Source organism: Neobacillus sp. NRS-1170 (assembly GCF_050468025.1).
In genome coordinates this window covers 55,183-67,345 of the sequence record NZ_JBITPF010000047.1, presented here as the reverse complement: position 1 = coordinate 67,345, position 12,163 = coordinate 55,183, and the positions used below count along the sequence as shown (strand labels likewise).

At 40.2% G+C, this 12,163-nt stretch carries 8 protein-coding genes and 6 tRNA genes; 11 read left to right on the top strand and 3 right to left on the bottom strand.

Going from position 1 to position 12,163, the window contains the following annotated elements; all coding sequences use genetic code 11:
* Positions 1 to 45: 45 nt before the first annotated feature.
* From ACIFOT_RS20145 to ACIFOT_RS20120, 6 genes are all read left to right on the top strand, one after another.
* Positions 46 to 121 (top strand) — tRNA-His (locus tag ACIFOT_RS20145).
* Positions 122 to 127: 6 nt separating this feature from the next.
* Positions 128 to 201 (top strand) — tRNA-Gly (locus ACIFOT_RS20140).
* 5 nt (positions 202 to 206) lie between these two features.
* Positions 207 to 283 (top strand) — tRNA-Ile (locus ACIFOT_RS20135).
* Between the two features lie 10 nt (positions 284 to 293).
* A tRNA-Asn gene (locus ACIFOT_RS20130) sits at positions 294 to 368 on the top strand.
* Between the two features lie 3 nt (positions 369 to 371).
* A tRNA-Ser gene (locus tag ACIFOT_RS20125) sits at positions 372 to 462 on the top strand.
* Between the two features lie 16 nt (positions 463 to 478).
* A tRNA-Glu gene (locus tag ACIFOT_RS20120) sits at positions 479 to 550 on the top strand.
* A gap of 1,291 nt (positions 551 to 1,841) precedes the next feature.
* Here ACIFOT_RS20120 and ACIFOT_RS20115 read toward each other — a convergent pair.
* Positions 1,842 to 2,570 (bottom strand): nuclease-related domain-containing protein, encoded by a 729-nt coding sequence (locus ACIFOT_RS20115; RefSeq protein WP_430067115.1) that lies wholly within the window; start codon positions 2,568 to 2,570, stop codon positions 1,842 to 1,844.
* Positions 2,571 to 2,616: 46 nt separating this feature from the next.
* The gene (locus ACIFOT_RS20110) at positions 2,617 to 2,769 is read right to left on the bottom strand and encodes a hypothetical protein (protein ID WP_430067114.1); all 153 of its coding nucleotides are present in this window, start codon (positions 2,767 to 2,769) and stop codon (positions 2,617 to 2,619) included.
* Positions 2,770 to 3,213: 444 nt separating this feature from the next.
* Between ACIFOT_RS20110 and glgB the strand changes: the two genes are divergently transcribed.
* The 5 genes from glgB to ACIFOT_RS20085 all read left to right on the top strand — a co-directional run bounded on the left by glgB (position 3,214) and on the right by ACIFOT_RS20085 (position 11,186).
* Positions 3,214 to 5,163, top strand: a complete 1,950-nt coding sequence (gene glgB / locus ACIFOT_RS20105; RefSeq protein WP_430067113.1) for a 1,4-alpha-glucan branching protein GlgB — start codon at positions 3,214 to 3,216, stop codon at positions 5,161 to 5,163.
* On the top strand, positions 5,105 to 6,250 hold the full coding sequence (locus tag ACIFOT_RS20100; RefSeq protein ID WP_430067112.1) for a glucose-1-phosphate adenylyltransferase: 1,146 nt from the start codon (positions 5,105 to 5,107) through the stop codon (positions 6,248 to 6,250). The genes glgB and ACIFOT_RS20100 overlap by 59 nt, the downstream gene beginning before the upstream one ends.
* 73 nt (positions 6,251 to 6,323) lie before the next feature.
* On the top strand, positions 6,324 to 7,355 hold the full coding sequence (locus ACIFOT_RS20095; protein WP_430067111.1) for a sugar phosphate nucleotidyltransferase: 1,032 nt from the start codon (positions 6,324 to 6,326) through the stop codon (positions 7,353 to 7,355).
* Positions 7,352 to 8,803, top strand: coding sequence for a glycogen synthase GlgA (gene glgA, locus ACIFOT_RS20090; protein WP_430067110.1), 1,452 nt, complete (start codon positions 7,352 to 7,354; stop codon positions 8,801 to 8,803). Before ACIFOT_RS20095 ends, glgA begins: the two co-directional genes overlap by 4 nt.
* On the top strand, positions 8,793 to 11,186 hold the full coding sequence (locus ACIFOT_RS20085; protein WP_430067109.1) for a glycogen/starch/alpha-glucan phosphorylase: 2,394 nt from the start codon (positions 8,793 to 8,795) through the stop codon (positions 11,184 to 11,186). Before glgA ends, ACIFOT_RS20085 begins: the two co-directional genes overlap by 11 nt.
* A 36-nt stretch (positions 11,187 to 11,222) precedes the next feature.
* On the opposite strand, the gene ACIFOT_RS20080 is transcribed toward ACIFOT_RS20085, so the two are convergent.
* Positions 11,223 to 12,161: a 1,4-dihydroxy-2-naphthoate polyprenyltransferase gene (locus ACIFOT_RS20080; RefSeq protein WP_430067108.1), complete on the bottom strand. Its 939-nt coding sequence runs from the start codon at positions 12,159 to 12,161 to the stop codon at positions 11,223 to 11,225.
* Between the last annotated feature and the right edge of the window lie 2 nt (positions 12,162 to 12,163).

The window sequence follows — 12,163 nt, the reverse complement described above, 5'->3', positions numbered from 1 at the left end:
GTCCTGAGCCACCATTTATTTTAAAAATCAAATAACTTTTCTATGGCGGCTGTGGCGAAGTGGTTAACGCATCGGATTGTGGTTCCGACATTCGAGGGTTCGATTCCCTTCAGCCGCCCCATATCATGCGGGTGTAGTTTAGTGGTAAAACCTCAGCCTTCCAAGCTGATGTTGTGAGTTCGATTCTCATCACCCGCTCCATTTAGGGGCCTATAGCTCAGCTGGTTAGAGCGCACGCCTGATAAGCGTGAGGTCGATGGTTCGAGTCCATTTAGGCCCACCATATATATTATTCCGCAGTAGCTCAGTGGTAGAGCTATCGGCTGTTAACCGATCGGTCGTAGGTTCGAGTCCTACCTGCGGAGCCATATAGAGAAGTACCCAAGTGGCTCAAGGGGCTCCCCTGCTAAGGGAGTAGGTCGGGTAACCGGCGCGAGGGTTCGAATCCCTTCTTCTCTGCCATATTAATTCAATAATCGGCCCCTTGGTCAAGCGGTTAAGACACCGCCCTTTCACGGCGGTAACACGGGTTCGAATCCCGTAGGGGTCATACAAAGAAACTGATGATATATTATCATCAGTTTTTTTGTGTTAAAGCCTTTAATTAAAATAAAGGGTGAAATAGAAAAGTCTTTTTTATGTTAATTCAATATAAGACACTGTTTTGAAAAAGGAATAGAGGACAGGGCAAAGGCTAAGATTGGCTGCAGAGTCCACAATAACCCCTGATAGAAGACTTTGCAAGGCCAAAAAGGCGCTGCTGAGTCCGTAAAATCCCCGATAGAAGACGTAGCAATGCCAAAAAGCGCTACTGAGTCTGCAATACCCTCTATAGAAGACATGGCAAGGCCAAAAAGGCGGTACCGAGTCCGCAATACCCTCTATAGAAGACTCGGCAATGGCAAAACGCTCCACGCCAAGTCCGCAAAACCCCCGATAGAAGACACAGCAATGCCAAAGGGCGCTGCCGAGTCCGCAATAACCTCCGATAGAAGACACAGCAATGCCAAAAGGCGGTACCCGTCCGCAATAACCTGCGATAGAAGACACAGCAATGCCAAAAGGCGGTACCCGTCCGCAATACTCTCGATAGAAGACATGGCAATGGCAAAACGCTCCACGCCAAGTCCGCAAAACCCCCGATAGAAGACACAGCAATGCCAAAGGGCGCTGCCGAGTCCGCAATAACCTCCGATAGAAGACACAGCAATGCCAAAAGGCGGTACCCGTCCGCAATACTCTCGATAGAAGACATGGCAATGGCAAAACGCTCCGCGCCAAGTCCGCAAAACCCCCGATAGAAGACACAGCAATGCCAAAAGGCGCTGCCGAGTCTGCAATAACCCCCATAGAGACACGGAAAGGCCAAAAAGGCGGTATCGAGTCCGCAATACCCTCTATAGAAGACACGGCAATGGCAAAACGCTCCACGCCAAGTCCGCAAAACCTCCGATAGAAGACACAGCAATGCCAAAAGGCGGTACCGAGTCCGCAAAACCCTCTATAGAAGACATGTCAATGGCAAAACGCTCCGCGCCAAGTCCGCAAAACCCCCGATAGAAGACACAGCAATGCCAAAAGGCGCTGCCGAGTCTGCAATAACCCCCATAGAGACACGGAAAGGCCAAAAAGGCGGTACCGAGTCCGCAAAACCCTCGATAGAAGACACAGCAAGGCCAAAAGGCGCTGCCGAGTCTGCAATAACCTCTATAAAAGACACGGCAATGCCAGAAGGGCGCTACAAAGTCTGCAATATCCTCTATAGAAGACACGGCAATACCAAAAAAGCACGTCCGAGACCGTAATAATGGTTAGTGCAGCCAGGACTAGAAAAAGAGAGTTTATTCGTAATAAGTCCATTTCCCGAATCCTATTACCTTAAAGTTTCTTTGCAGTACCCTGTTGATTCTCTTTTTAGACCCAACCTCACCACACCAATCATGAACAATAGTAGTAGTGATTTTTTTATTTGGAAACAATAGCTTAATTTCATCAACACTACGTAAAATGGTTGCTTCAATCCTTTCCTTGTACCCGCACACAAGACAAACTAAGCTCCTATTATCTGCTGAAATTGAAAGATCAAACGATCTGCAGCCTGCACAAGTAAAACCTTTACGGCATCGGTTGTATTCATAAGCTGGCTGCATTGAATAAGGTGACTTCGTGTGATGTAAAGAGACTAGTTTTTCAGCAAGCTTCCAATGACGATTATTAAGTTTTGAGGGAAGCTTATTTAATTTTTTCATGAACTGATTTAGCTGTGTCGGAAAAATGAAAGGCAGATTTTGGGGAGCTTGGTATAAAGTAAACTCGGGGTTAACAAAAACAACAAAAGACTCTACAAGAAAATTATATCCAGAATTCTGCAAGAGCTGGCGGAACAATGTGGAACTTCTATTTAACTGATCCAATGGATTCGGATATATCCTTCCAGAAATCGATTCCAATCTATCTGTTTTGTAAATAAAGTCACCATTATAATTTTTTACATCAATAAGGTAAATTGGTTCCTGATAAATGATTGTTGTATCAATCTGGAAACTTGAATTGTTACTCTTAAGCAGCAAATCATTTAAAGTATAGCACTCGTTTTGAAGCTTCTCAGTTAATAAATCACTTTACTTCACCTTCATATCCTTTTTCAAGATTCAAATAGTGTCTTTTTTCTTCCTCTGATAATTCCATCCGAGTGTTTAAAATTCTTAGCATCTTTAATTCATCTGATTCAACACGTCCTTTAAATGGCATGTCATACTTCCTCTCCATGTTATAGAACTCTAAATAAATCATAATAAAAATTCCGTTCCAGTAAAAAGAAAAGCATGAATATTTTGTTAACATTTAAAATGTTATATAAGAATAACAATTGAGTTGATATTATTTTAAAATAACAATATTTCACCCTTATATATAACAGAAAACATTGATAACGCTTACAAATTCAAGATTGTACTAGCACAAGGAAAAATCCAATTTTTGAAAATTAAATAATAATTAATGCTTCTTTTCACAAAAAAACTTTATATATTTTTGTCGAATACCGATAGATATATCGTTGATTTGTGTCGAATACTGTCGAAAAAAAGGGTATTGTGACAACAATTAGGGATTATTGTCAGAAAAGATAAAAAAGTTTTACAAGGAATATTATTCATTTGCACTTATAATTGGTTTTTGAAATACATATTTTCAATGGGGATGAGGAGAGCCATGACAGTGAATACATTGTTTCCGACTGATTATCAGTTGCACTTATTTCACGAGGGAAATCTTTTTCAAAGTCATCAGCTTTTTGGCGCTCATATCTTGAAGAATTCCGATAAAGTTTATACACGATTTTGCGTATGGGCTCCGAATGCCTCGCAGGTGAGGCTTACTGGGGATTTTAATAACTGGAATGGTGAAGGGTATGATCTGCAAAAGGTAAATGACGAAGGGGTTTGGATTATCATCATTAATCAAGACCTCGAAGGTAGTGTTTATAAGTATGAAATATTAACACAATATGGCGAAACGCTGCTTAAAGCTGATCCATATGCCTTTTATTCTGAATTGCGACCGAACACTGCATCCATCGTTTATTCCTTAAACAATTATCAATGGCAGGATTACCATTGGATGAATCGGAGAGCAAACCGAAACTTTTTATCCGATCCTGCTGTCATCTATGAAGTTCACTTAGGTTCTTGGAGGAAAAAGCTCACTGGGGATTTCCTTACCTATAAAGAACTTGCTTCAGAGCTTATACCTTATGTAATCGAACATGGCTTTACGCATATAGAAATTTTACCCCTCGTCGAACACCCGCTCGATGCCTCGTGGGGCTACCAGGGAACAGGGTACTTTTCGGTTACCTCCAGATATGGAACACCCGATGAATTCCGCTATTTTGTAGACCAGTGCCATCAGAATGGTATTGGTGTCATCCTGGATTGGGTTCCAGGGCATTATTGCAAGGATGACCATGGATTATATCGTTTTGACGGAACACATATTTATTCCTACCATTATCAAGGTGATAGGGAAAATGCTGTATGGGGAACAGCCAACTTTGACCTCGGAAAAGGTGAGGTGCAAAGCTTCCTTATTTCAAACGCCAAATTTTGGATGGATTATTTCCATATTGATGGCTTTCGCATGGATGCGGTCGCCAATATCATTTATTGGCCGAATGGGACGAGTGAAAAACGTGAAAATCCCTATGGAATTAACTTTTTAAAGAAATTAAATCTAGAGGTCCACGAATATAATCCGCATTTTTTAATGATCGGTGAGGACTCTACGGATTTCCCTAATGTTACTGCCCCAGTCAGCTACGGCGGCTTGGGATTCGATTATAAATGGAATATGGGCTGGATGAACGACATGCTTGAATATATGGAAACTCCGCCATATTCCCGATCGAAGGTGCATTCTAAAGTGACTTTTTCACTTTTATATGCTTTTCTAGAAAACTTTATGCTCCCATTTTCACATGATGAAGTGGTTCATGGCAAAAAGTCGCTGCTAGATAAGATGCCGGGAGAATACTGGGAAAAATTTGCCCAGCTGAGGCTTTTACTAGGTTTTATGTTTGCTCACCCTGGAAAGAAATTATTATTTATGGGTTTCGAACTAGGGCAGTTTGCTGAGTGGAAAGATAAGGAACAACAAGATTGGAACTTACTGGAATATGACATGCACCGCGATTTAAACTCCTATGTAAAAGTGTTGACGAAGGTGTATAAGCGTTCGAAACCACTATATGAGCTGGATCACACACATGAAGGATTTGAATGGATTGATGTAAATAACAGTGATCAATCGATTTTTTCCTTCATTCGAAAAGGAAAAAAAGAAGAAGATCATTTAGTCATTATTTGTAACTTTACTGGTGTCAGCTACCCGGATTATAAAATTGGAGTTAATCATTTAGGAGAATACCGGGAAATTTTAAATAGTGATCAACAAGAATATGGAGGAGCCGGATTGATTAATAAAAAGACAATCATGGCGTTAGAAGAACCGTTTCATGGTAAACCATATTCAATTAATTTAACAATTGCACCATTTGGTTTTCATATTATCAGACCGGTTAAAAAACGAAAGGAGAGAAAAGGAAATGGCAAAGAAAAAGTGCGTAGCAATGCTGTTGGCAGGGGGAAAAGGAAGCAGACTTAATTCGCTGACAAAGGATTTAGCGAAGCCTGCTGTACCGTTTGGAGGGAAATACCGAATTATTGATTTTACATTAAGCAATTGTGCAAACTCCGGCATCGACACGGTTGGCGTTTTAACACAATACCAACCGCTATTATTAAATTCTTATATTGGAATTGGCAGTGCGTGGGACCTTGACCGAAAGGATGGGGGGGTAACCGTTTTACCTCCATATGCTGAGTCTTCCGAAGTGAAGTGGTATACAGGTACAGCAAGTGCGATTTATCAAAACCTGAATTACTTGAAGCAATACCAGCCGGATTACGTATTAATCCTTTCAGGAGATCATATTTACAAAATGAACTATGAAAACATGCTCGAATACCATATTGAAAAAAGGGCAGATGTCACGATTTCCTTGATTGAGGTTCCTTGGGCAGAAGCGAGCCGGTTCGGAATTATGAATACAAACGAGGATTTGAGAATCGTAGAATTTGACGAAAAACCAAGTGAGCCCAAAAATAATCTAGCATCGATGGGCATTTATATTTTTAGCTGGAATATACTGAAAGAATATTTAGAAATGGATGCTCGAGATCCAGATTCCAGCCATGATTTTGGCAAGGACGTCATTCCGCTTCTTTTAGAAGAAAACAAAAAGCTTTTTGCCTATCCGTTTAAAGGCTATTGGAAGGACGTTGGAACAGTTCAAAGCCTTTGGGAGGCGAATATGGACTTATTAAACGAAGAGTGCGATTTGGACCTGTTTGATCATGATTGGAGAATCTATTCTGTTAATCCAAATCAACCGCCGCAATATATTTCACCGGATGCGATTGTAAAAGAGTCGCTCATTAATGAAGGATGTACGATTGAAGGGGAAATAGATAAATCGGTTCTTTTCCAAGGGGTAACAGTTGGAAAAGGCTCTTCCATAAAAGAATCTGTTATTATGCCAGACGCGGTCATTGGCAATAACTGCCTTATTGAAAAGGCGATTGTTCCGTGTGATGTGCAAGTGCCAGATGGGACTGTTATTCGTTCTTTCGATGATGAAATTATTCTCGTGACCCAAGAAATGCTTAGCGGGTTATATCCTGCTTATTAAAAATCTAGCAACAACCACAGAGGTGCCAGGTAGAATCAGCAATTTTTAATAGAACTCAGGAGGGACTAAAGTCGTGAAAAGAAAGCTATTAGGCGTCATTGATGCCACCACATACCATGATGATTTGGAAGATTTATTAACACACCGATCGCTTGCAGCACTGCCGTTTGCAGGCCGGTATCGCATCATTGATTTTGTACTTTCGAATATGGTCAATTCCGGTATTCGAAGTGTGGCAATTTTTCCGAAAATGCAATATCGCTCCTTAATGGATCACTTAGGGTCAGGGAAAAATTGGGATTTGAATCGAAAACGTGATGGATTATTCTTTTTCCCATCACCGATTGTGGATAATGACGGAAATAAAATTGGGTCGTTTGAACATTTTGCGGCCAATATGGACTTTTTTAAGCGAAGTACTCAAGAGTATGCGATTATCTCCAATTGTTATACGGTTTTTAATATGGACTTTAGACCAATTCTTGACTGGCATCGCCATTCTTCCTGTGATATAACCGAAATTCATCATGAAAATGGCAGTTCCATGGAAATGTATTTAATTAAAACCTCGCTATTAATAAAATTGCTAGAAACGAGAAACGAAACGGGTTACACCTGTATGAAAGACGTTGTCCAGGATTTCGATCATCAGTACACAGTCTGCCACTATGATTACAACGGCTATGCCGTCATGATAGATTCAATTGAAAACTATTTTTCAACTAGCATGAATTTACTTAAGACAGATGTTTGGAAGCAATTATTTTTGAAGGACAGTCCGATTTTTACGAAGGTAAAAGATGAGCCGCCAACCAAATATGTTAAGGGATCCTTTGTAAAAAATGCAATGATTGCAAACGGATGTGTAATCAGTGGAACGGTGGAAAACAGTATTATCTCTCGAGGTGTTAAAATTGGGAAGGGTGCTGTTATTAAAAACTGCATTATCATGCAGAAATGTCAAATTGAAGATAACTGCTATTTAGATTCTGTTATTTTAGATAAAGATGTAAAAATAGAAGCCGGTACTAATTTAACCGGAAGTGCCCGTTCTCCATTTGTAGTACGTAAAGGGATCAAGCAAGGAGCGTTGATGAACTCGTGAAAGTATTATTTGCCGTGTCTGAATGTGGACCATTTGCTAAATCGGGAGGTCTTGCAGATGTTGCAGGATCCCTTCCAAAAGAATTAAAAAGTCTGGGAACGGATGTCAGGGTTATTCTCCCTAAGTACGGAACCATATCTGATAAATATAAGAATGAAATGAAAAAGGTAAAGGAATTCACTGTTCAGGTCGGCTGGAGAAATCAATATTGCGGTATAGAAGAGCTAACCCATCAAGGTGTAACTTTCTATTTTGTCGATAATGAATACTATTTTAAAAGAGAAGGTCTTTATGGGTATTATGACGATGGTGAACGATTTGCTTATTTTAATCGCGCTGTCCTTGAAGCAATTGCAGAGCTTAATTTTTTCCCTGATGTACTCCACTGCCATGATTGGCATACCGGAATGATTCCTTATCTTTTGAGATCGGAATATTACAAAAGAAAAGGTTATGGTCTAATCCGAACTGTGTTCACAATTCATAACCTGCAGTTCCAAGGAATCTTTCCAAAGGAAGTTTTGGGAGATTTGCTTGGAATGGATTATCAATCCTTCCATCCAGATCACTTAGAGTTTTTCGGGAATGTCAACTTTATGAAGGGGGCACTCGTTGCAGCGGATACGATTACAACGGTTAGCCCAACCTATAAAAATGAAATTCAAACGGTAACCTATGGTGAAAAGCTGGAAGGTCTTTTGAAAGCTCGAAATGAAGATCTTTTGGGGATTTTAAATGGAATTGATGATGACTTCTACAATCCGGCAAATGACCCTTTGATTTTTCAAACCTATTCAGTAAATAATACTGAAAAAAAGGTTATTAATAAAAGAGAGATTCAAAAGCTTTTCGGCTTATCACAAAGCGCAAACACGCCTTTAATGGTAATGATTTCTCGGCTGACTAAACAAAAAGGGCTGGATCTAATTAAATGTGTTCTTAAAGAAATTCTGCAAGAGGATATTCAGGTTATTATTCTTGGAACCGGTGACTATGATATTGAGGAACATTTAAGGCAGGCTGCCCGTGTCTACCCAGAGAAATTAAAGGTTCATACTGGCTTTGATGAAGGGCTAGCACATAATCTTTATGCTGCGGCAGACTTATTCCTAATGCCTTCTCTGTTTGAACCATGTGGACTAGGACAGTTGATTGCAATGAAATACGGTGCGATTCCGATTGTCCGTGAGACAGGCGGCTTAAACGATACCGTAAAATCTTGGAATGAATCCACAGAGGAAGGAAATGGCTTTTCCTTCCGCAATTTCAATGCTCATGACATGCTCTACACGATTAGAAGAGCCCTAAGCTTTTACCATGATCGTGAAGCTTGGGAATCCCTTGTTAAACAGGCGATGGAAATGGATTATAGCTGGGCCCAATCAGCATTTAGTTATAACCAGCTTTATGCAGAGCTTATCACTAGGAGTGAAACCCATGTTTTCTAATACGTCCGAGTTTAAAGAATCCTTTTTAAATAGACTTGAAATGGTATGCGGAAAAAGTTTCTCGGAAAGTACAGCGAGAGATCACTACCAAACACTCGGAAATATGATCCGCGAATTTGTCAGCAATGATTGGATTGCCACAAACGAACGATATCATGCGGCAAAGGGCAAGCAGGTTTATTACCTCTCGATTGAGTATTTATTAGGAAAATTGCTAAGGCAGAATTTAATTAACCTTGGGATTGAGGAAATCGTTCAGGATGGCCTTCAGCAATTGGGGATTGATTTGAGCGGGCTCGAAGAATTAGAAGCAGATGCAGGTTTAGGGAATGGCGGTTTAGGAAGATTAGCCGCCTGTTTTTTAGATTCGCTTGCGTCGCTAAATTTGCCTGGACACGGCCATGGTATACGGTACAAACATGGCCTTTTTGAACAGAAAATTGTGGATGGCTACCAAGTCGAACTGCCTGAGCAATGGCTGCGGAGCGGCAATGTATGGGAAATCCGCAAGGCTGATTTGGCGGTTAAGATTCCTTTTTGGGGTAAGGTCGAAGTGAGGATGGAAAATGGGCGTCACGTGTTTCAACATTTGAATGCCGAGACGGTAACCGCTGTTCCTCATGACATGCCTGTAATCGGGTATAAATCAAATACCGTTAACACATTAAGGCTATGGAATGCTGAGCCAGCACAATTTCCGTTTCATGATGATATTTTAAAATACAAACGAGAAACAGAAATGATTTCCGAGTTTTTATATCCAGATGATACCCATGATGATGGGAAAATTTTAAGGCTCAAGCAGCAATATTTTTTAGTTTCGGCAAGTCTCCAGTCCATCCTGAAATCGTATCGAAAACAACATGGAAGTTTACATATGCTTCATGAAGATGTTTGCATTCATATTAATGATACACACCCAGTACTAGCGATTCCTGAGTTAATGAGGATATTAATTGATGAAGAGGGCTTTGATTGGGAGCAGGCATGGCATATTACGAAAAATACTATCTCATACACAAATCATACAACCTTGTCAGAAGCATTAGAGAAGTGGCCAATTCATATTTTCCGCCCCTTGCTGCCAAGGATATATATGATTGTGGAGGAAATTAATGAACGCTTTTGCCAGGAGCTTTGGGAGCAGACCCCAGGTGATTGGGAACGGATCAGAAGTCTTGCTATATTAGCTGATGATTACGTGAAAATGGCCCATTTAGCCATTGTAGGAAGCTTTAGTGTAAATGGAGTGGCAAAGCTGCATACAGAAATTTTAAAGAAGCGGGAAATGAATCAATTTTATCAACTCTTTCCTGAGAAGTTTAACAATAAAACGAATGGAATTGCCTATCGGCGATGGCTGTTAAAAGCAAATCCAAAATTATCGGCTTTGATTACAGAATCAATAGGTTCCTCTTGGACTTATACTGCAGAAGACCTTGCTAAATTACTTAAATATCAAAATGACCAACCATTTTTAGACCAGCTGCAGAAAATTAAAAATGAAAATAAACAAAAGCTGGCGGATGTTATTTTTGATAAAACTGGGGTTACTGTTGATTCAACAGCGATTTTTGATGTTCAGGTCAAACGCCTGCACGCCTATAAGCGTCAGCTTCTAAATGTATTGCACATCATGCATCTATACAACCGAATTAAAGAGGATTCAAGCTTTACGATTACCCCAAGAGTGTTTATTTTTGGCGCAAAAGCTTCACCTGGTTATTACTATGCAAAAAAGATTATCAAATTAATCAATGCTGTAGCGGATAAGGTTAATCACGATCCAAAGATTGGGGATAAACTGAAAGTCATTTTCCTTGAAAATTATCGGGTTTCCCTAGCCGAAAAAATCTTTCCTGCTGCTGATGTAAGTGAACAGATTTCGACTGCAAGTAAAGAGGCATCAGGAACAGGAAATATGAAATTTATGATCAATGGTGCGCTCACTGTAGGAACGTTAGATGGAGCAAATATTGAAATTCAAGAGCTGGTGGGCGGGGATAATATCTTTACGTTTGGCCTTACAGCAGACGAGGTTCTCCATTATTATCAACATGGCGGGTATGAATCCCTCGAATATTATCATCACGATTATCGTATTCGCCAGGCGGTTGATCAACTCGTGAATGGATTTTTCCCTGATGTTAATAATGAATTTGAGCCCATTTTCGATTCCCTCCTTGAAGAAAATGACCAATATTTCGTCTTAAAGGATTTCGCCTCTTACGCCGACATCCAGCGTAAAATAGGGGAAGCATATCAAGATCAGTTGCACTGGCAAAAAATGAGTTTAACCAATATTGCACGTGCAGGTTATTTTTCTAGTGACCGGACCATAAAAGAATATGCTACGGAGATATGGAAAATAAAATCGTTATAATAAAAAGGCTTCTGCTCGTATGCAGAAGCCTTTTTATTATGCGAAAAAGTGTCCAACGAAAATGCCGATGGCAAGTAAAAATCCAAAAATCGTATTGGTTTGGGCTGTAGCTTTCATAGCGGGCGCCATTTGAATAGGCAGTGTATTTTCAATAAAACCTTTTGTTGCTTTAATCGCTTTTGGGGCGCTTAAAATGACAATCGCCACCCATGCAGGAACGATGCCGCCGATAATAAGTCCTAAAACCCATAAATAAGAGAAAATAAACATACCGGCAAGCAAATTAATAGCCTTCTTTTTCCCTAATAGAATGGCTAATGTCTTACGTCCGTTTTCCTTGTCGTTATCAAGGTCGCGAATGTTATTAGCTAATAAAATTTCACCTACAAGCACCATGCTTGGGATTGATACTAAAATACTCGTACTGTCGACTGTCCCGGTTTGGATAAAGAATGAGATTAGAATAATTAACATTCCCATAAAGAATCCAGCAAATAATTCTCCAAAAGGTGTATACGCAATTGGTACAGGGCCTCCGGTATAAAAATAACCGACCGCCATACAAATAAGTCCAATTAATGCTAACCACCAGCTGCTATTAGCGCAAATATAAATCCCTAACAATAGCGCGATTCCATAAAAACTGAATGCAAGAGTCATGACAGTCTTCGGTTTAATTCCATCACGGACAATGGATCCGCCTATTCCTACAGAATGTTCGTTATCAAGGCCGCGTTTATAATCAAAGTATTCGTTAAACATATTGGTTGCTGCTTGAATGAGTAAACTCGCAATCAACATAGCGATAAATAACCCGAAATGGATTTTGCCAGACTTAAGTGCAAGTGCTGTACCGAGTAAAACCGGGACGAAGGCTGCTGTTAACGTATGAGGACGGGTCATTTGCCACCAAACTTGAAAGCCGCGGTTAGATTCGACGACTGGTTTCGAATTTTCCTGTAAATTTGGCTGCATAT

What these genes read in the sequence shown, in the direction of transcription:
- glgB (WP_430067113.1), top strand. Translation starts at nt 3,214, where the DNA reads ATGACAGTGAATACATTGTTTCCGACTGATTATCAGTTGCACTTATTT.
- ACIFOT_RS20080 (WP_430067108.1), bottom strand. Translation starts at nt 12,161, where the DNA reads ATGCAGCCAAATTTACAGGAAAATTCGAAACCAGTCGTCGAATCTAAC.
- ACIFOT_RS20100 (WP_430067112.1), top strand. Translation starts at nt 5,105, where the DNA reads ATGGCAAAGAAAAAGTGCGTAGCAATGCTGTTGGCAGGGGGAAAAGGA.
- ACIFOT_RS20085 (WP_430067109.1), top strand. Translation starts at nt 8,793, where the DNA reads ATGTTTTCTAATACGTCCGAGTTTAAAGAATCCTTTTTAAATAGACTT.
- ACIFOT_RS20110 (WP_430067114.1), bottom strand. Translation starts at nt 2,769, where the DNA reads ATGGAGAGGAAGTATGACATGCCATTTAAAGGACGTGTTGAATCAGAT.